At 68.2% G+C, this 22274-nt stretch carries 21 protein-coding genes and 1 pseudogene; 9 read left to right on the top strand and 13 right to left on the bottom strand.

Annotated features, from left to right (window positions below; all coding sequences use genetic code 11):
- Window positions 1-14 precede the first annotated feature (14 nt).
- The 4 genes from BN1186_RS13805 to BN1186_RS13790 all read left to right on the top strand — a co-directional run bounded on the left by BN1186_RS13805 (window position 15) and on the right by BN1186_RS13790 (window position 2787).
- Entirely contained in the window at window positions 15-1229 is a 1215-nt protein-coding gene (locus BN1186_RS13805) for a phosphoglycerate kinase (protein WP_040284543.1), read from the top strand.
- On the top strand, window positions 1229-2008 hold the full coding sequence (gene tpiA / locus BN1186_RS13800; protein WP_040284542.1) for a triose-phosphate isomerase: 780 nt from the start codon (window positions 1229-1231) through the stop codon (window positions 2006-2008). Before BN1186_RS13805 ends, tpiA begins: the two co-directional genes overlap by 1 nt.
- Before the next feature lie 107 nt (window positions 2009-2115).
- Entirely contained in the window at window positions 2116-2376 is a 261-nt protein-coding gene (gene secG / locus BN1186_RS13795; RefSeq protein WP_246043323.1) for a preprotein translocase subunit SecG, read from the top strand.
- Between the two features lie 54 nt (window positions 2377-2430).
- Window positions 2431-2787: an RNA polymerase-binding protein RbpA gene (locus BN1186_RS13790; RefSeq protein WP_074437044.1), complete on the top strand. Its 357-nt coding sequence runs from the start codon at window positions 2431-2433 to the stop codon at window positions 2785-2787.
- On the opposite strand, the gene pgl is transcribed toward BN1186_RS13790, so the two are convergent.
- From pgl to BN1186_RS13750, 8 genes and pseudogenes are all read right to left on the bottom strand, one after another.
- Window positions 2784-3515, bottom strand: coding sequence for a 6-phosphogluconolactonase (gene pgl, locus BN1186_RS13785; RefSeq protein WP_040284539.1), 732 nt, complete (start codon window positions 3513-3515; stop codon window positions 2784-2786). The genes BN1186_RS13790 and pgl overlap by 4 nt on opposite strands.
- Window positions 3516-4421 carry a glucose-6-phosphate dehydrogenase assembly protein OpcA gene (locus tag BN1186_RS13780; protein ID WP_040284538.1) on the bottom strand — a complete coding sequence of 302 codons (906 nt, stop codon included), beginning with the start codon at window positions 4419-4421 and terminating at the stop codon, window positions 3516-3518.
- A 12-nt stretch (window positions 4422-4433) separates the two neighbouring features.
- Window positions 4434-5963 (bottom strand): glucose-6-phosphate dehydrogenase, encoded by a 1530-nt coding sequence (gene zwf, locus BN1186_RS13775; protein WP_040284924.1) that lies wholly within the window; start codon window positions 5961-5963, stop codon window positions 4434-4436.
- Window positions 5964-6158: 195 nt separating this feature from the next.
- Window positions 6159-6587, bottom strand: a complete 429-nt coding sequence (locus BN1186_RS13770; RefSeq protein WP_139651121.1) for a hypothetical protein — start codon at window positions 6585-6587, stop codon at window positions 6159-6161.
- Window positions 6584-6904: a hypothetical protein gene (locus tag BN1186_RS13765; protein WP_052460186.1), complete on the bottom strand. Its 321-nt coding sequence runs from the start codon at window positions 6902-6904 to the stop codon at window positions 6584-6586. The genes BN1186_RS13770 and BN1186_RS13765 overlap by 4 nt, the downstream gene beginning before the upstream one ends.
- Window positions 6901-7689, bottom strand: a complete 789-nt coding sequence (locus BN1186_RS13760) for an SPFH domain-containing protein (RefSeq protein ID WP_052460185.1) — start codon at window positions 7687-7689, stop codon at window positions 6901-6903. The genes BN1186_RS13765 and BN1186_RS13760 overlap by 4 nt, the downstream gene beginning before the upstream one ends.
- Window positions 7679-8314 carry a hypothetical protein gene (locus BN1186_RS13755; RefSeq protein WP_040284537.1) on the bottom strand — a complete coding sequence of 212 codons (636 nt, stop codon included), beginning with the start codon at window positions 8312-8314 and terminating at the stop codon, window positions 7679-7681. Before BN1186_RS13755 ends, BN1186_RS13760 begins: the two co-directional genes overlap by 11 nt.
- Before the next feature lie 134 nt (window positions 8315-8448).
- Window positions 8449-10632 (bottom strand): annotated as a pseudogene (locus BN1186_RS13750) (nitric-oxide reductase large subunit); the annotation flags it as partial.
- A gap of 406 nt (window positions 10633-11038) precedes the next feature.
- Here BN1186_RS13750 and BN1186_RS13745 point away from each other — a divergent pair.
- Window positions 11039-11959: a heme o synthase gene (locus BN1186_RS13745; RefSeq protein WP_342777370.1), complete on the top strand. Its 921-nt coding sequence runs from the start codon at window positions 11039-11041 to the stop codon at window positions 11957-11959.
- 51 nt (window positions 11960-12010) lie between these two features.
- On the top strand, window positions 12011-13459 hold the full coding sequence (locus BN1186_RS13740) for an NAD-dependent succinate-semialdehyde dehydrogenase (protein WP_040284536.1): 1449 nt from the start codon (window positions 12011-12013) through the stop codon (window positions 13457-13459).
- 59 nt (window positions 13460-13518) lie between these two features.
- Here BN1186_RS13740 and BN1186_RS13735 read toward each other — a convergent pair whose 3' ends face one another.
- Window positions 13519-15624 carry a S9 family peptidase gene (locus tag BN1186_RS13735; RefSeq protein WP_246043322.1) on the bottom strand — a complete coding sequence of 702 codons (2106 nt, stop codon included), beginning with the start codon at window positions 15622-15624 and terminating at the stop codon, window positions 13519-13521.
- 48 nt (window positions 15625-15672) lie between these two features.
- Between BN1186_RS13735 and BN1186_RS13730 the strand changes: the two genes are divergently transcribed.
- From BN1186_RS13730 to BN1186_RS16305, 3 genes are all read left to right on the top strand, one after another.
- A complete protein-coding gene (locus BN1186_RS13730; RefSeq protein ID WP_040284535.1) occupies window positions 15673-17001 on the top strand; it encodes a DUF4921 family protein in 1329 nt (442 codons plus the stop codon).
- 75 nt (window positions 17002-17076) lie between these two features.
- The gene (locus BN1186_RS16310) at window positions 17077-17346 is read left to right on the top strand and encodes an MFS transporter (protein WP_052460181.1); all 270 of its coding nucleotides are present in this window, start codon (window positions 17077-17079) and stop codon (window positions 17344-17346) included.
- 5 nt (window positions 17347-17351) lie between these two features.
- Window positions 17352-17618, top strand: a complete 267-nt coding sequence (locus tag BN1186_RS16305; RefSeq protein ID WP_052460180.1) for an MFS transporter — start codon at window positions 17352-17354, stop codon at window positions 17616-17618.
- Window positions 17619-17686: 68 nt separating this feature from the next.
- On the opposite strand, the gene BN1186_RS13720 is transcribed toward BN1186_RS16305, so the two are convergent.
- Genes BN1186_RS13720 through BN1186_RS13705 form a run of 4 tightly spaced genes read right to left on the bottom strand, consistent with a single transcriptional unit; the run spans window position 17687 to window position 22065 of the window.
- Window positions 17687-19678, bottom strand: coding sequence for a M3 family metallopeptidase (locus tag BN1186_RS13720; protein ID WP_052460179.1), 1992 nt, complete (start codon window positions 19676-19678; stop codon window positions 17687-17689).
- A 10-nt stretch (window positions 19679-19688) separates the two neighbouring features.
- Window positions 19689-20618 carry a COX15/CtaA family protein gene (locus BN1186_RS13715; protein ID WP_040284533.1) on the bottom strand — a complete coding sequence of 310 codons (930 nt, stop codon included), beginning with the start codon at window positions 20616-20618 and terminating at the stop codon, window positions 19689-19691.
- Complete coding sequence (locus tag BN1186_RS13710; RefSeq protein WP_040284532.1) at window positions 20606-21367, bottom strand: ABC transporter permease; 762 nt, start codon at window positions 21365-21367, stop codon at window positions 20606-20608. Before BN1186_RS13710 ends, BN1186_RS13715 begins: the two co-directional genes overlap by 13 nt.
- The gene (locus BN1186_RS13705; RefSeq protein WP_246043321.1) at window positions 21364-22065 is read right to left on the bottom strand and encodes an ABC transporter ATP-binding protein; all 702 of its coding nucleotides are present in this window, start codon (window positions 22063-22065) and stop codon (window positions 21364-21366) included. The genes BN1186_RS13710 and BN1186_RS13705 overlap by 4 nt, the downstream gene beginning before the upstream one ends.
- Window positions 22066-22274 lie beyond the last annotated feature (209 nt).

Genomic DNA, 22274 nt, shown 5'->3' with positions numbered 1-22274 from the left:
GAAAGAGGACCGAAGTGAAGTCCGTTGCTGAGCTGGGCGATCTGTCCGGCAAGCGGGTACTCATCCGCTGCGATTTCAACGTCCCGCTGGACGCCGACAAGAACATCACCGACGACGGCCGCATCAAGGCCGCGCTGCCCACCCTGAAGGCACTGCGCGACGCCGGCGCCCGCGTCGTCATCATGGCCCACCTCGGCCGCCCCAAGGGCGAGGTCAACCCCAAGTACTCCCTCGCACCCGTCGCCGCACGTCTGAGTGAGCTGCTGGGCGCCGAGGTCAAGCTCGCCGAGGATGTCGTCGGCGAATCCGCCAAGGCCACCGTCGAGTCGCTGACCGACGGCGAGGTCGCCCTGCTGGAGAACGTGCGCTACGAGAAGGCCGAGGAGTCCAAGGACGAGGCCGAGCGCAAGGTTCTGGCCGAGAAGTACGCCGCGTTCGGTGACCTGTTCGTCTCCGACGGCTTCGGTGTCGTGCACCGCAAGCAGGCCTCCGTCTACGACGTGGCCGGCCTCCTCCCCAACGCCGCCGGTTCGCTGGTGGCCAAGGAGGTCGACGTCCTCAAGCAGCTCACCGAGTCGCCTGAGCGTCCCTACGTCGTCGTGCTCGGCGGCGCCAAGGTCGCCGACAAGCTCTCGGTCATCGACAACCTGCTCAAGGTCGCCGACACGCTGGTCATCGGCGGCGGCATGATGTTTACCTTCCTCAAGGCCCAGGGCAAGAACGTCGGCGCCTCGCTGCTCGACGAGTCCAACCTCGAAACCTGCAAGGGATACCTCGAGCAGGCCGAGGCCGCCGGCAAGACCATCCTGCTGCCGGTCGACGCCCGCGTCGCCGACGGCGCCGACTTCGACAACCTGGCCGTCAAGGGCGAGGTGGAGGTCGTCTCCGTCGACGACATCCCCGAAGACAAGATGGGCCTCGACATCGGTCCCGAGACCGAGAAGCTCTTCGCCGATGCCATCAAGGGCGCCAGGACCGTGTTCTGGAACGGCCCCATGGGCGTGTTCGAGATCAAGGAACTCAGCCACGGCACCGCCGCGGTCGCCAAGGCGCTCACCGAGGTCGATGGCCTCTCGGTCGTCGGCGGCGGCGACTCCGCTGCCGCCGTGCGTGCCCTCGGCCACGCCGACGACGAGTTCGGCCACATCTCGACCGGCGGTGGCGCGTCGCTCGAATTCCTCGAGGGCAAGGAACTGCCCGGTATCTCCGTCCTGGAAGGGAACAACTGATGACCCGCAAGCCCATCATGGCCGGCAACTGGAAGATGAACATCGACCACATCGAGGCCACCGGCCTGGTCGAGAAGCTCCACTACACCCTCGTGGACAAGGAGTGGGACCCGGAGAAGTCCGACGCCGTCCTGTGCGTCCCCTTCACGGATCTGCGCACCGTGCGCACCCTCATCGACGGTGATCGCCTGAAGTTCGGGCTCGGCGCCCAGAACGTCTCGCAGCACGACAACGGTGCCTACACCGGCGAGATCTCCACAGCTATGCTCTCCAAGCTGGGTGTGCAGTACGTCATCGTCGGCCACTCCGAGCGCCGTGAGTACTTCGGCGAGGACGACGCCCTCATCAACGCCAAGGCCGCCAAGGTGCTGGCCGCCGGCATGACCCCCATCATCTGCGTGGGCGAGGGCCTGGACATCCGCAAGGCCGGCGAGCACGTCGAGTACACCCTGAACCAGGTGCGCGGCACGCTGGCAGATCTGACGGCCGAGCAGGTCGCCGGCCTCGTCATCGCCTACGAGCCCGTGTGGGCCATCGGCACCGGCGAGGTCGCCACCCCGGAGGACGCCCAGGAGGTGTGTGGCGCCATCCGCAAGGAGGTGGCCGCGCTGTACGACGAGGCCACCGCTGAGTCGGTGCGCATCCAGTACGGCGGCTCCGTGAAGTCCGGCAACGTGGCGCAGATCATGTCGCAGCCCGACATCGACGGCGCCCTCGTCGGCGGCGCCAGCCTCCAGCCCGAGGAGTTCGCCGCCATCGTGCGGTTCTACCAGTTCTGATCCCGTCAGAACCCACTGCGAACCCGGTGACCGACAGGTCACCGGGTTCGCTCATTCAGGGGGTGCCGAATGTGGATATTCCGGGCCCGTCGGTTAGGCTGTACCGCGTGATTGTCCCCTTGGTTTCCTGGCCCATTACCACGCTGTCCGTGATCGTCGTGATCCTCAGCATCCTGCTTTCGGCCACCGTCCTCCTCCACAAGAGCCGTGGCGGTGGAATGTCTGATCTGTTCGGTGGCGGCATGTCGACGTCGATGGGTGGCGTGTCCACCGCGGAGCGTCGATTGGATCGCATCACCGTGGTACTCGCTCTCATCTGGCTGCTGACCATCATCGGTCTGCTGGTGCTGTACCGCATCGGTGCCTGAGCGCACACTCACATTCTTATTCAGACAATTTCTCTACTGTAGGAGAGCAGCAAAGTGGCAGGTGGCAACGCCATTCGTGGCAGCCGTGTCGGCGCAGGTCCCATGGGGGAGGCCGAGCGCGGCGAGGCAGCACCCCGTATGCACGTGTCGTACTTCTGCGCCCAGGGACACGTGACGTCCCCGGCGTTCGCAGCCGACGCGCAGGTTCCCGAGTCGTGGGATTGCCCGCGCTGCGGGCTGCCGGCGAACATGGACGAGGAGAACCCCCCGCCGCCGCCGAAGATCGTGCCCTACAAGACGCACCTGGCCTACGTGAAGGAGCGCCGCACCGATGCGGAGGCTGCGCAGATCCTCGAAGAGGCCGTCTCCGCCCTGCGCGCCCGTCGCGCCGCGGGCGAGGTGATCTACTAGAACGTGCAGGTGTGCTGCGCCGGGAGACCGGACGCGGCCGCCTCATCCAGGAACCAGTAACTCGCATTCCGGCCGCGCACCAGCGCGGCCGGAATGCTTTCGTCTCCGGCCAGCGCGCGCCGCACCGCGTCGGCCTTGCCTGCGCCGGTGGCGATGAGCCACGTCTCGTCGCCACGGTTCAGTGTGGGGATCGTCAGCGAGATGCGCTCCGACGGTGGCTTGGGGCTGTCCTCCACCCCGATCACGGCGCGGCTGGTGGGCTCGAAGCTGGGGTGGTCCGGGAAGATGGCGGCCACATGACCGTACTCGCCGATGCCCAGCAGCGTGATGTCGAAGCTCGTTTCGCCCAGTTCCGCCTCGTAGTCGGCGGCGGATTCCTGGCTGTCCTTGCGTCCGTCCTTGGCCGCCATCATGTGCGTGTCGGCCGACTTGATGGACACGGTGCGGGCCAGCCTGCTGATCGCCTGCTGCGAGTTGCGCTCCGGGTCTGTGGCCGGCAGGAACAGCTCGTCACCCCACCACAGCTGCAGCCGGGACGCGTCGAGTTCTGATCCTTCGGCGAGATCGGCGAGCCGCTCATACATGTCGTTGGCGGTGCTGCCCCCGGTGAGGCAGATGTGGACCATGTCCTGCGTGCGTTGCAACTCGATCATCCGGGACAGCAGCCGCTCGGCCACCGCCCGGCTCACGTCCTGTGCGCTGTCCAGCCGGACCACCCGGGTGTACATCTAGTTCGCCTCCGCTTCATCGACCAGCCGTTGCGCCGCCGCCTCGAAGATGTCGTCGGCGTCCATGCGCTGGAGCTCCTCTGTGATGAGATCGGTCAGCGGACGTCGCCGCAGCGCCACGGTGCGGTCCGGCTGGCCCGGCACCCGGTAGGTGGCGGTGCCCTCACGCACCCGGCTGAGTACGATGTCGCCGTCGGGGGTGTTGAGGACCACCTCGTTGACGCCGGGCCCGTCGCCGTCGACCCGTCCCACATCCACGCCGAGGCGTTCACTGAGCCAGGCCGCCAGCAGGGTGGCGGGCGCGTTGTCCGGTGCGGAACGCACGCAGGCGCCGGTGACCTCGGCCCTGGTCTGGTCCAGCGATGCGGCCAGGAGCGCGCGCCAGCGGGTGAGCCGCGTCCAGGTGAGGTCCGTGTCTCCGGGCGCGTGGTTGCGGGCCCGGCGGATCAGCGCCTCCTGCGGGTCCCGCGCGCCGGCGGCGTCGGTGATCCTGCGGTCGGCGAGAGAGCCGATGGGGTCCTCCGCCAGGTTCTCGGGGGCCTTGTTCGGCCACCAGGCGATGGTGGGGGAGTCCGGCAGAAGTAGCGGCAGGCAGATGGAATCGGCATGTGCGCGGAGCGGGCCGTGGAGGCGCAGCACGAGCAGGTCACCGGGGTGCCCCTCGCCCACCTGGATCTCGGCGTCGAGGTAGGGCTTGTCGCCGTCGACGTAGGTGACCACGATCACGCGCGAAGGGTGGGCGGTGGCGGAGGCCTGCGCGGCCTCGAGGACCTCGTCGAAGTGGTCGTCGTCGGTGACGATGAGCAGGGTGAGCACCAGGCCGGAGGCGCTGCCGACGGTGCGGCGGGCCTCGATGAGGGCCGCGGCGATGTCGCGGGACGAGGTGTTGGTCAGGTCGATGATCATGAACCAGTCTCCTTACGGCCGTCGCCAGGTGAAACCGTCGCGGGCCACCATCTCGTGGCCGGACTCCGGCCCCCAGGTGCCGGACTCGTACTGTTCGGGCTGCTCGTCCAGGGAGGCCCAGTACTCCAGGACGGGGTCGAGGATCTTCCAACTCAACTCCACCTCCTCCTGCTGCGGGAACAGTGGGGGCTCGCCGAGCAGCACGTCGAGGATCAGCCGCTCGTAGGCTTCTGGGGACGATTCGGTGAAGGAGCGGCCGTAGCCGAAGTCCATCGAGACCTCGCGGATCTCCATCTGGGTGCCCGGCACCTTCGCGCCGAAGCGCAGAGTGACGCCCTCGTCGGGCTGGATCCGCATCACCAGGGCGTTGGTGCCCAACTCCTCCGTGTCGGTGGCGGTGAACGGCAGGTGGGGGGCCCGCTTGAAGCTGAGCGCCACCTCCGTGACCCGGCGGGCCATCCGCTTGGCGGTGCGCAGGTAGAACGGCACCCCGGCCCAGCGGCGGTTGTCGATGTCGACGCGTATGGCGGCGTAGGTCTCCGTATGCGAGTCCTCCGGCACGCCCTCCTCCTGGAGGTAGCCGATGACCTCCTTGCCGCCCTGCCAGCCGGCGGCGTACTGGCCGCGGGCGGTGTGCAGGTCGTAGCGCTCCGGCACGCGGGCGGCGGCGAGCGCCTTCTTCTTCTCGGTGCGCAACTGCGACGCCTCGAAGCTGGTGGGCTCTTCCATGGCGGTCAGCGCCAGGAGTTGCAGGAGGTGGTTCTGCATCACGTCGCGGGCGATGCCGATGCCGTCGAAGTAGCCGGCGCGGCCGCCGATGCCGATGTCCTCGGCCATCGTGATCTCCACGTGGCTGACGTAGTGGTTGTTCCAGATGGGCTCGAACATCTGGTTGGCGAACCGCAACGCCAGCATGTTCTGGACGGTCTCCTTGCCCAGGTAGTGGTCGATGCGGAACACCTCGTGCGGCTCGAACAGGGAGCTGACCACGTCGTCGAGTTCCCTGGCCGACTGCAGGTCGTGGCCGAAGGGCTTCTCGATGACCACGCGGTTCCAGGTGTCCTCGCCACCCTCGGTGAGGCCGTGCTTGCGCAGCATGGTCATCACGCCCTCGAAGCCGGACGGCGGGATCGACAGGTAGAAGGCGTGGTTGCCGCCCGTGCCCCGCGTCTCGTCGAGCTCACGGATCGTGGCGCCCAGCCGCTCGAAGGCCTCATCGTCGTCGAAGGAGCCGGAGACGAAGCGGATACCCTCGAGGAGTTGCTCCCACACCTCCTCGCGGAAAGGCGTGCGGGCGTGTTCCTTGACCGCGTCGTGCACCTGCTGGGCGAAGTCCTGGTTCGCCCAGTCCCGGCGGGCGAAGCCCACCAGGGCGAAACCTGGAGGCAGTAGGCCGCGGTTGGCGAGGTCGTAAACGGCGGGCATCAGCTTCTTGCGGGACAGGTCACCTGTCACGCCGAAGATGACCAGCACGCAGGGGCCCGCGATGCGGGGGAGGCGCCGATCCTGGGGATCGCGCAGCGGATTCTCGTAAGGCTTCATCGCAGGCCACACTAGCTGCCCGCGCGCGGCGGGTCGACCACTTCCTAGCCGAACCAGCCCAGCATCGTGCAGCCGACAGTGAACACGACCAGGCCGCAGAACAGCACGATGGTCAGTCCGCGCTCTCTGCCTCGCTGGGCTGCTCGTGCTGCTCCTGATACTTCTCGACGTCGAATTCCTGCTGGGCCTCGGTGTTCATCCCAGGACTCCCAGTCTGCTCAGGTCCGACACCAGGGCGAGCGTGAGGATGCCGAAGACGATGGCCATGAAGATCGTGTAGGTCCAGCGGTGCCGGTGGTCCGAGCGCCAGAACGTCCGCAGGCTCACCACACCGTTGATCACCGCATAGGCACACAGGGCCAACCCAATGGGGGCGGCCACCCAGCCAGCGAGGCTGGCCATGGGCACCACCACCGGGATGAGGAGGTAGGTGATCAGGCAGCGGATGCCGGACAGGGCCACGGAGATCCGGAAGGCGCGGTGGGCGCCCCGGCCCGAACCGTGGTCCAGTTCGGTCACGCCCAGCAGACGCCGCATGATCCGGTCGGGGGCCGCATCGGAGCGGAACCCGCCCCGGGCAGAGGGGGCCTGGGGGCAGTAGGTTTCGACGGTGGTCCCGCTCATGGCTGCGCCGTTTCGCGCGTTGTGGGCGCGGTGCTCTCGCCCGCCTTGTAGTGGCGCCAGAGGCGTAGGCCGCCGAATACGGCCAGCAGGACCCCGGCGCCGCCCACGGTGACGCCGACGAACAGGCCCCAGTACAGCGGGCTGAGTAGCCGTACCTCGCCGGAGGGCTGCTGGGCCATCACGCCGAGCAGGAAGCCCAGCAGCGGCGACAGTGCGGCGATGCAGACGCCCAGCACGAGCAGCCAGAATCCGGGCGCCGTGGGTGCCAATCGGACGGGGCGGCCCGTGCCGGGTGCGTCGTAGCTGATCTCACTCATCTGGCTTCACTCTCCTGGGAATCGTTGAACTTCTCGACGGCTTTGACGATGGGGCCGACAATGTCCATCGGCAACGGGAACACGACGGTGGAGTTCTGGTCCGCTCCCAACTCCAACAGGGTCTGCAGGTAGCGCAGTTGGAGCGAGGCCGGGGCCTCGCTGAGAGTGAGGGCGGCGTCCCGCAACTCCTTCGACGCCTGCAGTTCGCCTCGGGCGCTGATCACCTTGGCGCGGCGCTCGCGCTCGGCCTCGGCCTCCCGTGCCATGGCTCGCTGCATCATCTCCGGGATCTCCACATCCTTGATCTCGACGACGGAGGCCTCCACGCCCCACTCCTGCGTCTGCTTCGCGATGGACTGGGCGAGATCCTCGTTGAGGTCTGCCCGGTGTGCCAGCAGCGTGTCGAGGTCGGCGCGGCCGACGACGGAGCGCAGCGTGGTCTGCGCGAACTGCGAGGTGGCCACCGCGTGGTTCTCCACAGACATCACGGACTGGACGGGATCCGTGACCCGGAACATCACCACCGCGTTGACGCGGGCGGTGACGTTGTCGCGGGTGATGACCTCCTGCGGGGGGATGGTCAGCGTGACCACGCGCAGGTCCACGCGCACCAACTTGTCCAGGAACGGCAGCATCAGCACTATGCCGGGGCCCAGCGCCCCGCGCAGCCGTCCCAGCCGGAAGGCCACGACCCGCTCGTATTCACGCACCACCCGGATGGAGGCGATCGTCAACGCCACCAGGAGAAAGAACCCCACAATGACGAGGATGACTTCAGTCGGCACGGTCGGTTCTCCTGTCTGACGCGTAGATGGTACGCCGCCGGGTCAGTGCCGCGGCTGCGGCACTGCGTTCCTCCACCGTCTGGTCGAGGGTGCGCACGACGGCGCCCATCGGGTCCGCCGGGGTGCGGCGCAGGTGGCTCCACAGCGGCAGCGAGGCCAAGGCGATCAGGAGGGCGGTCACCAGCAGCAGGACCTGGCCGGCCCAGTGCTCCACCACCAGCGCGCTGACCGCCGGCCACGTCACGGCCAGGACGGTCACCGAGCAGGCGATGCCGCGGTGGAACCGGGCGGACTCCGATGCAGGCCACGGGTCGACGTGGCGCTTCATCTCCCGCCCGTCGTCGGACTGGGTGCAGGTGTCCTTCACAGGGCACGAGTTGCACACCAGAGGTAGGCCCCGGTAGCGCATCACGCGGTTGTCCGGGTCGAATGAGCGCGGATACAGCCACTGGTCCTCCGGGCAGAGCCAGGCGTCGTGGTTCTCGTGGTAGACGAACCCGCCCGCCCGCTGACCCTCCATTGTCGTCTGGGCCCTGCGGGCGAACTGGTCGATGCCGTAGGCCACCAGCAGCAGCACTACCCCGTAGCCGGACGCCAGCCAGGCGGTGATCTCGATCTGCGTCATCGGCGCTCAGGGTCCTCAGGCACCCTCCGGTCGGAGGCGTATCTGTTCCTGCCGGGTGGCACCACCCCGTCGGCGGGGACTGTGTCGGCCGCCGTTGCGGGCTCACCGGTGCGGTCCTCTCGCGCCTCGTCAGTCTCGACCACGAACAGGGTCTCCGGCTCCATGGCGGTGACCGTGGCGGGGATGGCGTGGCGGACCCCCAGCCAGGCGAGCCACACGAACGGCAGGACGCCTCCCACCAGGAAGATCACGTCACCGGGCATCCGCAGCCACTCCAGGATCACGTTGCCGGGCTCGGCGATGTAGCCCAGGGTGCGGGCCTCGTAGTAGCCGTCATTGACGGAGTGCCACAGTTGAAGCACACCCAGCGGGAGGAGGGTGGCGAACACCATCCAGGCCAGGCCGATGTTCAGGCACCAGAAGGAGATCTTCGCCATCCGGTCGGACCACTTCTCCGGCTTGATGATGTAGCGCAGGGCGAACAGGGCCATGCCGACGGCGAGCATGCCGTAGACGCCCATCATCGAGCCGTGCGCATGGTTGGCGGTCAGCGCGGTGCCGATCTGGTAGTAGGACACGATCGGCAGGTTGATGAGGAAGCCGAACACGCCGGCGCCCACGAAGTTCCAGAAGCCCACCGCGACGAGGAACATCACCGCCCAGCGGTGCGGGAAGGGCGCGCTGCTGCGCGACTCCTGCTTGGAACCGAGCTGGAGGAAGCTCCAGGCCTCCACCGTGAGGAAGGTCAGCGGGATGACCTCCAGCGCGGAGAAGAACGCGCCCAGCGCCATGTGCTCCACCGGGGTGCCGGAGAAGTACAGGTGGTGCATGGTGCCGATCACGCCGCCGGCGGAGTACAGGATCACGTCGAGGAAGACCAGCTGGATGGCGATCTTGCGGCGCACCACGCCGAGCATCACGAAGATGTAGGCCACCATCACAGTGGTGAACAGTTCGAGGAAGTCCTCCACCCACAGGTGCACCACCCAGAAGCGCCAGAACTCTGCCACCGTGAGGTGCGTGTCATTGGTGGCCAGTAGGCCAACCGCGTAGAAGCCGGGAATGGCCAGGCCCGCGTAGAAGAACAGCCAGGGCATGTTGAACTTGGATTCTGTGCGCAGCCTGGAGCGGATGGCCCGGTAGATGATGATGATCCACAGGAACAGGCCGACGACCAGCAGGATCTGGAAGAACCGGGGAAGGTCCAGGTACTCCCACTGCTGATCGAAGAAGATCGAGCCCGCGGCCCATTCCGGACCGAAGGTGGAGATGGCGGTGCCCGCCAGCATGCCGACGACCACCACGAACAGGGCGCCCAACAGGCCGTAGGCCAGCCAGTGCTGCCGTTTCGGTTCGCGGCCGGAGATGATGGGGGCCAGGAAGATCGCGGCGGCCAGGAAGGCCGCGGCGGTCCACAACAGGGACAGTTGCGTGTGCCAGGTGCGGGCGAGGTTGAACGGCAGGACCTGCGCCAGGTCGATGCCGAAGAAGCTGGACAGCTCCGCCCGGTAGTGCTCGACGGCGGCGCCCAGCGTCGACTGGGCCAGGAACAGCAGCGACACCACGAGGAAGAACCATGCGGTGGCCTTCTGCGCCTTGGTGATGCCCACCTTGCCGGGCTGGAGGAAGGACAGGCTGGGGGTCTCGCTGCTCTGCCAGCCGATCTTCTTGCTCCAGCGGCCGTAAATGGCGAACAGCGCGCCCAGCCCGGCAAGCAGCGCGATCAGCGACATGGCCGACCACACCAGGATGTCCGCGGTGGGCGCGTTCTCGACGCGGGGCTCCGGCGGCCAGTTGTTGGAGTACGAGTACTCGTGGCCGGGACGCTCCGCGGCGCTGGCCCAGGCCGTCCAGCTGAAGAAGGCTGTCAGGTCGTGGATCTGCTGCGGGTCGGTGATCTTCGAGGGCAGGAGGCCGTGTTCGGTGGTCTCCGTGCCGAAGAAGTCCGCGTAGTGCTGCTTGATCGTCTCAAACGCGCTGATCTGCTGCGGGGTGTAGACCAGCACACCGCTGTCCTCGTCGTAGCGGTTGGTCCGCATGTGCTCGACTGTGGCGGCGGTGGGATCCTCGACGCCCTCGGCCCGCAGTTGCTGCGTCACGTGCTCGCTGGCCAGTCGGAGGTACTCGGCGGTGTAATCCGGACCGAGGTAGGCCCCGTGGCCCATGATCGAGCCGTACTGCTGCAGGCCGCGACGCAGGAAGATCTGCTGGCCCTCGGTGATCTCCTCCTCCGTGAAGACCACCTCGCCGTTCTCGGCGACCACCTGCTGGGGCAGCGGCATCGAATCTGTGTAGGTGCGGTAAGCCAGGAAGCCCATGACGAAGAAGCCGAAGATGAACACCAGGGCCACGCCCTGGACCCAGCCCTTGGAGATGACGAGTTCGGTCTTCGAGGGCTGCAGATCTGGATTGCTGTTGATGACGCTCACGGTCAACCACCTGACTTGTTGCTGCGGTGCGAGTGGGCTGAGCGGCCCGCTTCTGCGGGTGACGCCAGCCATGTCCCAGGAATTATTACAAGAAACTAGGAGCAAGTGGGCACTGTTCCGGATAATCGATCCGAAACCTTCGGTGGTAGGCCGGTGCGGCGAGCGTAACCCTCCGCGTGCGACCGTGGTGGAGAAGTCCGAAATCCGTTGCCGATGGACCTGGGAGGTGCGATTGGGGCCCCTCACCGCCGACGGGTAGACTCCACGGAACAATCCAGTCAAGAGAAGGGTGCCGGTGGCTGTGCACAGCGTCGCAACGTCCGCGGAGGTGCGCCCCATGGACGTGGTCAAGGCCTATGTGGCGTTGACGAAGCCGCGCATCATCGAGTTGCTGCTGGTCACCACTGTGCCCGCGATGTTTCTCGCCGCAGGTGGCCTGCCCCCCTGGCAGTTGATCCTGTGGACCATGATCGGCGGCATGTTCGCCGCCGGATCGGCCAACACGTTCAACTGTGTGCTCGACGCGGACATCGACGAGGTCATGCGCCGCACCCGCCGTCGGCCGGTGCCCCGCCACCAGATCTCCACCCGCAACGCGCTGATCTTCGGCATCGTGCTGGGAGTGCTCGCCACCCTGGTGCTGGGCTTCGGGGCCAACTGGCTCTCGGCCATCCTCGCGCTGGCGGCCAACGCCTTCTACGTGTTCGTGTACACCATGTGGCTGAAGCGACGCACGTCGCAGAACATCGTGTGGGGCGGCATCGCGGGCTGTTTCCCGCCCCTCATCGGCTGGACCGCCGTGACAGGCTCGGTGGCCTGGCCGCCGTTCATCCTGTTCGCCGTGGTGTTCCTTTGGACGCCCCCGCACACCTGGGCGCTGGCCTTCCGCTACAAGGAGGACTACGCAGCGGCTGAGGTGCCCATGCTGCCCGTGGTGAGCACCGCGCCCCAGGTGGCCGCGCAGATCTTCTGGTACTCCCTGGCCACCGTCGTGGTGTCCCTCCTGCTGTGGCCCGTGACCCCCACCGGCTGGCTCTACCCCCTCGTCGCGGCCCTTTCCGGCGGGCTGTTCCTCTGGGAGGCGGTCCAGCTCTGGCGTCGCGCCCGGGCGGGGCTCGAAGGAGCGCAGTTGAAGGCCATGAAGCTGTTCCACTACTCCAACACCTACCTGGCGATCCTCTTCCTGGCCGTGGCCGTCGACCCGCTGATCTTCTGACGCGGTCAGTGTAGGTTTGCTGGTCAGGGCACTTCGGAGGGAGCACCAGCCATGTCCGTCGAGTTGATTCTCGAGTCCACACCCACAGGCCAGTTCATCGGTGGCGAGTTCCGCGAGACCGGAGCCACGTTCGATGTGGAGAACCCCGCCACCGGGGAGGTCATCGCCAAGGTCAGCGACGGCGGGCCGGACGAGGCTCGCGCCGCGATGGACGCGGCCTGCGCCGCCGCCGAATCTTGGGCCGCGACCGAGCCGCGGGAGCGGGCGGAGATCCTGCACCGCGCCTACGAGCTCATCGTCGAGCGGGCCGAAACCTTCGCCACCTTGATGACACTGGAGATGGGCAAGCCTCTCAAGGAGGCCCACGGCGAGGTGACCTACGGCGCCGAGTTCCTCCGCTGGTTCGCCGAGGAGGCCGTGCGGATCGACGGACGCTGGAGCGTCGCCCCGTCGGGCGGCAACAGGTTCCTCATCATGAAGCAGCCCGTCGGCCCTGTCTACGCCATCACCCCGTGGAATTTCCCCCTGGCGATGGGCACCCGCAAGATCGGGCCGGCCCTGGCTGCTGGCTGCACAGTGGTCATCAAGCCGGCGAAGCTGACCCCGCTGACCATGCTCGCCCTGATGCAGGTCTTCGCCGACGCGGGCGTGCCCGCCGGGGTCGTCAACTGCATCGTCGGGTCCAGTTCCTCGGAGCTCTCCGAGCCGATCTTCGCCGACCCGAGGCTGCGGAAGCTGACGTTCACCGGCTCCACCGAAGTGGGCCGCGGGCTCCTCGAACAGGCCGCGCCGCACGTGCTGCGCACGTCCATGGAACTCGGCGGCAACGCCCCGTTCGTCCTGCTCGCGGACGCCGATCTCGACGTGGCGGTGTCCGCCGCCATGGCCGCCAAGTTCCGCAACAACGGAGAAGCCTGCACCGCCGCCAACCGGTTCTTCGTGCACAAGGACCTCGTAGGAGAGTTTCAGGCCCGGTTCACCGCGGAGGTGGAAGGCCTCGTGCTGGGCAACGGGCTGGACGAGGGCACCACGCTGGGCCCCCTCGTCGACGACGACACACTCACGAAGGTCACCGAACTGGTCGACGACGCCGTGGCCAAGGGAGCCCGCGTCCTCACCGGCGGCAAGCGCGGGGACGGCCCCGGCCACTTCATGCAGGCCACCGTCCTGGCGGATGTCAGCCGCGACGCGAGGGTGTTGAAGGAGGAGATCTTCGGCCCTGTGGCGCCGATCATCCCCGTGGACTCGGATGAGGAGGCGCTGGAGTTGGCCAACGACACCGAGTTCGGCCTCATCTCGTACGTGATCACGCGCGACGTCAGCCGAGCCATCACGACCGCCGAGAAGTTCGAGAGCGGGATCGTGGCGCTCAACACCGGCGTCGTGTCCAACCCGGCGGCGCCCTTCGGCGGCGTCAAGCAGTCCGGCCTGGGCCGCGAAGGTAGCCATGAGGGCGTCGAGGAGTACCTCGAGACCAAGTACGTCGGCATCGCGTTGTAGCGTTGGTTGAGCCGGTCGCGCCCTCGTTCCTCGGGATCGACCGGCTCAACCACCAGTGATCAGAGCAGGTCGATGGGTGCCATCTGACGGCCCTCGCGCTGCGCGGCGACGAACTCCAGCACGGTCTCGTACCAGAGCTTGGCGTGCTGCGGCGTGAGGATCCAGTGGTTTTCGTCGGGGAAGTACAGGAACCGGTGCGGTAACTCGGCGGGGTCGCCGTCGAAGTGGCGGGCCAGGGACCACCAGAGGGCCAGGCCTTCGCCGATCGGCACCCGGTAGTCCTTGTCGCCGTGGATCACCAGCATGGGCGTGACGATCTTGTCTGCGTGCAGGTGCGGTGAGAAGCGCTCCATCATCTCGGGCGTCATCTCGCGGCTCCAGTACCAGGCGGCATCCGTGGTAGGGCCGAAGCTGGTGAGGTTCCACAGCGACGCGTGGCTGACGATCGCCTTGAACCGGTCCGTCTGCGTGGCGATCCAGTTGGCCATGTAGCCGCCGAATGATCCTCCCATCATCACGGAGGCGTCGCTGCGGATGTCCGGACGCGCCTCGACGGCGTCGGTGAGCGCCATCACGTCGGTGAACGGCTCGGCGCCCCAGCGGCCCCAGCCCCGCTGGATGAAGCTCTGCCCGTAGCCCGTCGACAGCGCCGGGTCCGGCAGCAGCACGGCCTGCCCGCGGGAGGTGAGCAGCCAGGGGCACCAGCGCCAGGACCAGGCGTTCCACGAGTTCAGCGGCCCGCCGTGCACCCACAGGGTCAGCGGCGCCGGGTTCTCCGGCGAAGCGTCCTCGGGGAGGACCAGCCAGCCGGGCACGCGGGTGCCGTCGTGGGCTGTGGTCTCCACCCGCTCCAGACGGCCGGGGAGCGCCGGGTACTCGACGGGGGCCGGCAGCACGCGCGAGGCGCCTTCGGCCACGTCGATGGCGACGATCTCGCCCGGGCTCGCGTACGAGGCGCGCAGCGCGTACAGCGTGCCCCCATCCGGGCTGCGCAGCACGGACGTGTGGGCGCCCTCCTGCGTCAGGCGGCGCACCTCGCCGGAGGTCACCTCGACGGCGAAGACGGGGCCGGCGCCGTCCTCGTCCGCGGTGGCGTAGGCGGTGGCGCCGTCGGGGGAGAAGGCGACCGGGGTGGGCCACCGGTCCCAACCCTCCGCGAGGAGCCTGCCCTCGCCGGAGGCGACGTCGATCAGCCACAGGTGCCGGTCGGGGGCCGTCTCGGAGGTGGAACGGCGGCTGCACACCACGGTGGCGCCGTCGTCGCTGATGACGGGGCTGCCGAATTCGTGGTCGTCGCTGGCGGCCAGCGTGCGGCGGTCGCCGGAGGCGACGTCGACCAACTCGAGTTGCAGGGTGGTCTCGCCGCGCGCTCCCGGGACTCCCCACACCACGACGAGGATCCGGCCGTCGCGGGAGAGCGTCGCGGTCTTCACGGAGCGGCCGACGTCGCCGGTGAGGTCGCGCAGGTCCTCGAGCGTGCGGTCACCGTCGCTGCCGAGCGTGGCCACCTTGAGGCGTGTCGTCTCGGGCCCGAGGTCGTGGTCCCAGAACCGCACGGGGTAGCCGTCGTGGAGGATGGCTGAGACCTTCTTCTTGCTGCGCGCCTCGCGCTTGTCAGCATCGGCTTCCTCGTCGTCGACGCCGGCGTGCATCAGGACGCCCAGCACCACGGTGTCGGATTCCGGGCTGGTGAGCACCTCGCCCCACCCGCCGTCGCGGCGGGCCAGCACGTAGGCCTCCCCGCCGCGGGCCGGCAGGCACCAGAGCGCGGTGGTGGACTTCTTCGGGGCCTCCTCTCCGGCGGCGGGCACGTCCCGCTTCGAGGTGAACAGCAACGACCCGTCGGGCAGGAAGCCGGCCGCGGCCTCGCCCTGCACCGAGCGCGTGTAGCGGGCCGCGGCGCGTTGTCCCTGCGGATCCACCCGCCAGAGCGATGAGGTGTACTGCGTCTTGTCCGAGTTCAGCCCCTGCACCGAGCACAGCAGCGTGCTCCCGTCCGGGCTGAGGGTCAGTCCGCCGAGCCTCGGGGTGGCCACGTAGGCGTCGAGGTCCAGCCAGGGGGATGCAGCGGTGTCGGGGGTGGGGTGGGAAATCTCCGTCATGGCCCCCACTCTGCCACGCGCGCGGCGGGCGGTGTCGGGGGTGGGGTGGGAAATCTCCGTCATGGCCCCCACTCTGCCACGCGCGCGGCGGGCAGCAGATAGTGTCGGGACATGACACTGTTCGTGCGCGAACCCGAGTACCTCACCGAACTCCGCGACGGCACGGTCAAGCAGGTCAACCCCTTCACCGGCACCGAGGTGTGGACCGTGCCGGGGCGGGGGAACCGCCCCCTGGGGATGAAGCCCACCCATCCGCTGCCGCTGGGGGAAGAGGAGAAGGGCAGCCACTGCGCGTTCTGCGAACTGCGCTACCTGGAGACCCCGCCGGAGAAGTCCCGCGTGGTCCGGCGCGCCGACGATGCGTGGGAGACGCTCTACCGCACCAGTGCCGAGGAGTTGTTCGCCACCGTCGCGGAGTTCCGGCGCGTGCCCAACCTGTTCGAGATCCTCAGCTTCGACTACTGGCACCAGAACTACGGTTTCGAGCTGCCGGAACGGGTCGCCGAGCGGAAGGCCGCCTACCTGTCTTCGCCCGCAGGACTCGACCACGTCATGCGGGTGGTGGAGACCAAGCTGCTGGCCGCCGGCCGTACCGAGGAACAGGTCGCGGAGCTCAGCCACGACGAGAAGCTGGCCACCGCGTCGGGTTTCTTCGGCGGCGGGCACGACGTGATCATCGCCCGGCGCCACTTCGTCGACGATGCCTCCGACGACTCCCAGTTGGCGTCCTCCGGCACGCTGACCCCCGACGAACACGCCCAGTTCATCGCGTACACGGTCGAGTCGATGAAGATGGCCTATGAGGTCAACCGGTACGTGCGCTACGTGGCTGTGTTCCAGAACTGGCTCAAACCCGCCGGCGCATCGTTCGACCATCTGCACAAGCAACTGGTCTCCATCGACGAGCGCGGCACCCAGCACGAGGCGGCGCTGGTGAGGCTGCGCGACAACCCCAACATCTTCAACGACGCGGCCGCCAACTACGCCACCCAGCGCAACCTGATCATCGCCGTCAACGACCACGCCATCGCCTTCGCAGGGTTCGGGCACCGCTACCCGACCATCGAGATCTATTCCCGCTCCGAACACTCCGACCCGTGGGAACAGAGCCCCGAGGAGATCCGCGGGATGTCGGACATGATCCACGCCATGCACGCGGCCGCCGGCCCCGATGTGCCGTGCAATGAGGAGTGGCACTACCGGCCCATCGACGTGAACCTCGCCATGCCGTGGCGGGTGATGCTCAAGTGGCGTGTCTCCACCCTCGCGGGCTTCGAGGGAGCCACCAGGATCTACCTCAACACCATCGCGCCGGCCACCCTGCGCGACCGGGTCGTCGCGGCGCTCCGCTCGCTCCGGGAGGAGGGTCGGGTGGCGGACGGACTCAGGGTGGCGACGGAGGCGGGCTGCGGTCCCAATCCCCTGCGGTACTCACGCTGATGGGCTGAGCGGGCCGAAAGGCATCTACTCTTCTCCGGCGCGGCAGTCCGCGCGCCAATCCCGGAAAGGCCGCCAGTGGAGAGTTCTCCCAGCACCCACCGAGGGGTCATCCCCATCCTGCTCGTCGCGTCGTTCGTGGTGATCCTCAACGAGACCACCATGAACGTGGCGCTCACCTCGATCATGGCCGATTTCGGCGTGACCGAGCGCACCGCCCAATGGCTTACCACCGCCTTCATGCTCACCATGGCCGTGGTGATCCCCATCACCGGGTGGCTCCTGGACCGGCTCCCCACCCGCACCGTGTTCCTCACCGCCATGGGGCTGTTCAGCCTGGCACGTTGATCTGCATGGTCGCGCCGACGTTCCCCCTGTTGCTCGGCGGACGCGTCGTGCAGGCCAGCGGTACGGCCATGATGATGCCGCTGCTGATGACCACCATCATGCGGCTCGTGCCGCCCGGCGCGCGGGGCAGGACCATGGGCAACATCTCTATGGTGATCGCGGTGGCCCCTGCCGTCGGGCCGCCGCTGTCTGGCCTCATCCTGCAGGTGGGCTCCTGGCGCATGATCTTCGGCGTGGTGCTGGGGGGGCGGCCGGCACGGCGCTGTTCGTGACGATCTTCGCGATGCAGACCACGGCGGTGGTCGCGGGCTTCTTTCTGAGGAAGCCCGCGACCGTGGAATCAGACGGTGAGCCCCAGTCGGTCTAGCAGCGGCTGCAACTGGGGATCGCGGCCGCGGAAGGTGCGGTAGGTCTCCATCGGGTCGACGGAACCACCTGGCGCCAGGAGGGTCCGGCGGAAGTGGCTACCGGCCTCCCGCAGGCTCATCTCCGGGGAGTCGCCGCCGGTGTTCTCCTCGAACCATGCCACGGCGTCGGCATCCATGACCTTGGCCCAGGCGTAGCCGTAGTAGCTGGCCGCGTAGCCGCCGCCCCAGATGTGGGCGAAGTACTGCGTGCGGTAGCGCGGGGGCACCAGATCGTCGACCAGATCGAACTTCGCCAGCGCCTGACGCTCGAACTCCTCCACCTCGTCTGCCGAGGCGGGCAGCTTGTCGAGGGGGGTGGTGTGCCACACGAGATCCAGCAGCGACGCGAGTTCGGTTTCGGCGGTGGCATAGCCCTGGCCGAACTTCGACGCGGCGGTGAGCTTCTCGATCCATTCGGCGGGCAGCACGCGACCGGGCGTCCAGGCCCAGTGCTCGTTGACCTGGCTGGGGAACTCGACGAAGTCCCGCGGCGTGTTGGTGCCCGACATGCCCGCGTACCGGGAGGAGGCCAGCAGTCCGTGCAGGGCGTGGCCGAACTCGTGGAACATCGTGATCACGTCGTCCCACGAGATCGCCGTGGTGGTGGCCGTGTAGTTGCAGTTGTTGGTGACCACCGGGAGGTCGCCGGAGTGGTGGGACTGGTCGACCAGGTTCGTCATCCAGGCGCCGCCGTTCTTGGTGGGGCGGGCCCAGAAGTCCATCACGAACAGGCCGACGACGCCCTCGTCGTCGTGCACCTCGTAGGTCTTGGTGCCCGGGACATGGCCGGTGAGGTCCTCGCGCAGGGTGAAGGTCAGCCCGTAGAGTTCCTCCGCGGCGGCGTAGACGGCGTCGAGCACCTTGTCCACCTGCAGGTATTCGCCCAACTCGGACTCGTCGAAGGCGAAGCGTTCCTTGCGCACCAGCGCCTCGACGAATGCCCAATCCGCGGCGGTGAACTCGGCTCCGGGATTGAGCTGCGCGTAGCGGGAGCGCAGTTCCGCGCCCTCGTCGCGGGCCTTGGCCAGCGCCGACTGGGCCAGCGGGACGAGCATGTCGAAGATGGCATCGGTGGTCTTCGCGGTGCCGGAATCCGCGACGATGGCGGCGTGGTTCGGGTAGCCCAGCAGCGTGGCGCGCTCGGCGCGGAGGCGGGCGACCTCGACGACGACCCCGCGGGTGTCGAACTCGCCCGAGAGGGCGCGGCTGGTGGAGGCCTCGTGGAGGCGTTGGCGGAGCTCGGCGTTGGCGAGCTTGGCGGCAAGGGGCTGCTGGGTGGTGTTGACCAACTCGATGCGGTAGCCGTCGTCGGTCTTCAGCGCGGCCTTCTCGCCCTCCGTGAGGCCGGCCAGATCGTCGTCGGTCACGTCGATGCCGCCGGCGACCCGCGCCTCGCGGTTGAGGGTCTCGAACCTGCTGGAGAGCTCGGCGAGGCGCTTGTTGAGCTCCCGCAGCCGGCCCTGCTCGTCGTCGGTGAGCTCGACGCCGGCGCGGCGGAACGCGCGCAGCAGTTCGTCGAGCATGTACCGGTCCTGGTCGTCGGCCTCGGCCTCGCCACCTGCGATGCGGGCCTCGAGCATCTGCAGGCGGGCATAGAGTTCGCGGTCCAGGAAGATGGAGTCGTTGTGCTCCGCGAGGCGTGGGGACAGCTCCTGCTCGATGGCGATCATCTCGTCGGTGGCGTCTGAGGCGTAGACGGAGAAGAAGCTGTTGAGCGCGCGCCGCAGCGTGGCCTCCGCGTCGTCCCAGGCAGCCAGCACGTTGGCGACGGTGGCGGGGGACTGGTCGTCCCGGATCCTAGCCAGCGCGCCCAGCTGGGAGCGCATGCCCTCCTCGACGGCGACGTGGTAGTCGCGGGGGGTGGCGTTGGCGAAATCGGGCAGCGTGAACGGGAGCTCGGTGGAGAGCACAGGGTTGATCGACATGCCCCCCAGCCTATGCGTCCTGGCTCACCCTCCGCGAGGCGTCTGGGCGAGGCGCGAGGGTGGCAGCCTCACCGCGGGTGGAGAACAGCAGCCACGACGCAGCGGCGGTCAGCAGGGTGAGGCCCACCATGTGCAGGGTCACCATCACGGGCGGCAGCCCGAAGAAGTACTGGATGTAGCCGATGACGCCCTGGATGGCGACCGTGCCCAGCAACAGCAGTGAGGCCCTGCGCGGGCGCTGTTGCCTGGTGCGGGTGAAGACGTAGACGCACAGGGCGGTGAGCGCGACCACGATCCAGGCCGACAGCGCGTGGATGCGCGAGACGAGCACCAGGTCGAAGCCGGTGCGCGGAGCATTGGGGTCACCGGCATGCGGGCCGGAGCCGGTGGTGACGGTGCCCAGCCAGATGGAGACCATGGTGGCGGCGAAGGTGGCGATGACCAGCCAACGCTGGCCTGAGACCAGGGGCGTGGGCGTGACCCGGTAGCCGATGCTCAACGCCCACACGCACAGCACGATCAGCGCCACGGACAGCAGGAGGTGCAGGGCGACGACGAAGGGGTTGAGGTCGCTCCACACCGTGAAGCCGCCGATCACGCCCTGGAACGGGATGCCGATCCCGATGCCGAGGGTCAGCCACCAAAGCGTGGACCGGAACCCGCGGTTGCGCCACGCGGCGGCGAACGCGCCGATGGCCGCTGCGATCAGCACGAACGTGAGCAGCCGGTTACCGAACTCGATGGCGCCGTGGAAGCCGGCCTCCGCGGTGGTGGTCCAGGTGTCGGGGGTGCAGCGCGGCCACTCGGAGCATCCCAGGCCAGACGCGGTCAGGCGCACGATGGCGCCGGTGACGATGATGCCCATGTTGCAGATCAGTGAGAACCACAGCCACCTGCGCAGCGCGCCCTCGCCGTCGACCAGTTTCCTCAGGACGTCCACGAGAACACCTTTCGTGCCAGCAGCAATGTGCCCACGCACCACAGCGCGGCCACCAACAGCGGCCAGCCTACGGCCACGCCTGCTGCGCTCTGCCGCAGGGTCTCTCCCAGCGCGCCGGTGGGCAGCAGGTTGATCACGTTCTGCGCCCACTCCGGGAAGCGGTTCACGGGCAGCAGGACGCCCAGCGGCATGCCCACGAGGTAGAGGAGGTTGGCGATGGCGAGGGTCGCCTCGGGCCGCAGCCAGCCGGAGATGGTCAACGCCAGCCCCGCGAAGGCGCCCATGGACAGCGCGGCCACGGCCACCGCGATCAGGAAGGATCCGACGGTGAAGCTGGGCCGCCAGCCCAGCGCCAGGCCGATGGCGCTGAGCACCACAATCTGCCCAACGGTGATTATCGCGATGCCCAGGCCCTTGCCCAGCAGGATGCCGGGCTTGCCCAGCGGCGTGGCCGCGATGCGTTCGAGCACGTTGTAGCGGCGCTCGAAGCCGGTGGCGATGGCCAGCGTGGTCAGGCAGGTGCTCCAGATCACCAGCGCCAGCACGGAGGGCGCCATCTCCTGGAGGTTGAGCCCGAGCCGGTCGCCGAAGAGCTTGGCGCCGATGAGCACGGCCACGGGGATGACGATCGCGAGGATGGCCTGTTCGCCGTTACGGAGGATGAGGCCGGCCTCGGTGGTGGCCTGGGCCCAGACCCGCCGCGCGAACGGAGCCGCGCTGGCATCCGGGGTGAAGTCGAGGGCGGTCATGCGCGGTCTCCGGTGGTGTGGGCGAGGAAGGCGTCCTCGAGGGAGCCGTTCACAGTCAGGCTGGCGACGGTGCCCTCGGCGGTGACGCGCCCTCGGTCGACGATGTAGACGTGGTCCGCGAGGGCCTCGGCCTCCTGCATGTCATGGGTGGTCAGCACGATGCCCACGCCGTCGGAGCGGACCCTGGCGAGGAGGTCCCAGGTGTTGCGGCGGCTGCGGGGGTCGAGCCCGGCGGAGGGCTCGTCGAGGAAGACCAGGTCCGGTCGGCCGATGAGCGCGCCGGCGAGGTTGACCGCCTGTTGCTGCCCGCCCGAGAGGCGGCGGTAGGGGGTGGTGGCGAAGTCATCGATGCCGAGCAGCTCCATGAGCTGGTCGACAGGCTGTGGGTTCGCGTACAGGCGCGCCAGGTAGGTCAGCAGCCGCACCGCGGTGATGCCGGACCATGCGCCCGTGGTCTGGGGCATGAGGCCGATGCGGGGGAGCACCTCGGAGGCGCCGGGCCGGCCGCCGAACAGCGTGAGCAACCCGCCGTCGGGCCTCGCGAGGCCGGTGCAGCAGCGGATGAAGGTGGTCTTGCCGGCTCCGTTGGGGCCGAGCAGCGCGGTGATGTGCCCGGCCTCAGCATCGAGCGTCAAAGCGTCGAGGGCCCTCTTGGGTCCGAAGGACAGGCTCAACTCGTGGGCTATCAGGATGGGCACGGCCACAGCCTAGCCAACCCTCCGTGAGCAATTGGATGGGGTGGTGCGCGGAAACCGGCGTTTTCCCCGGCGTGTCGCGCCGTGACCCTATCCAATTGCTCACGGGGGAGGGGGGAGGTTAGGTACGCCTGCTTGAATCGTGAATGAGATTGGGATTGACTTTTGAAACGAAGTTGTAAGCTAAATACTTGGCACAGAGTTGGAGGTGG

Source organism: Tessaracoccus massiliensis, assembly GCF_000826065.2.
GTDB lineage: Bacteria > Actinomycetota > Actinomycetes > Propionibacteriales > Propionibacteriaceae > Arachnia > Arachnia massiliensis_A.
Note: the sequence above shows the minus strand (reverse complement) of the source record. Positions and strands in the feature narration are given on the sequence as shown.

Bases quoted from the DNA above. Each gene is read 5' to 3' on its own strand.
- BN1186_RS13755 (WP_040284537.1), bottom strand. From the start codon at position 8,314: ATGACGCAGATCGAGATCACCGCCTGGCTGGCGTCCGGCTACGGGGTA.
- BN1186_RS13770 (WP_139651121.1), bottom strand. From the start codon at position 6,587: ATGAGCGGGACCACCGTCGAAACCTACTGCCCCCAGGCCCCCTCTGCC.
- BN1186_RS13740 (WP_040284536.1), top strand. From the start codon at position 12,011: ATGTCCGTCGAGTTGATTCTCGAGTCCACACCCACAGGCCAGTTCATC.
- BN1186_RS16305 (WP_052460180.1), top strand. From the start codon at position 17,352: ATGGTCGCGCCGACGTTCCCCCTGTTGCTCGGCGGACGCGTCGTGCAG.
- tpiA (WP_040284542.1), top strand. From the start codon at position 1,229: ATGACCCGCAAGCCCATCATGGCCGGCAACTGGAAGATGAACATCGAC.
- BN1186_RS13765 (WP_052460186.1), bottom strand. From the start codon at position 6,904: ATGAGTGAGATCAGCTACGACGCACCCGGCACGGGCCGCCCCGTCCGA.
- BN1186_RS13730 (WP_040284535.1), top strand. From the start codon at position 15,673: ATGACACTGTTCGTGCGCGAACCCGAGTACCTCACCGAACTCCGCGAC.
- pgl (WP_040284539.1), bottom strand. From the start codon at position 3,515: ATGTACACCCGGGTGGTCCGGCTGGACAGCGCACAGGACGTGAGCCGG.
- BN1186_RS13735 (WP_246043322.1), bottom strand. From the start codon at position 15,624: ATGACGGAGATTTCCCACCCCACCCCCGACACCGCCCGCCGCGCGCGT.
- BN1186_RS13710 (WP_040284532.1), bottom strand. From the start codon at position 21,367: ATGACCGCCCTCGACTTCACCCCGGATGCCAGCGCGGCTCCGTTCGCG.
- zwf (WP_040284924.1), bottom strand. From the start codon at position 5,963: ATGAAGCCTTACGAGAATCCGCTGCGCGATCCCCAGGATCGGCGCCTC.
- BN1186_RS13780 (WP_040284538.1), bottom strand. From the start codon at position 4,421: ATGATCATCGACCTGACCAACACCTCGTCCCGCGACATCGCCGCGGCC.
- BN1186_RS13720 (WP_052460179.1), bottom strand. From the start codon at position 19,678: ATGTCGATCAACCCTGTGCTCTCCACCGAGCTCCCGTTCACGCTGCCC.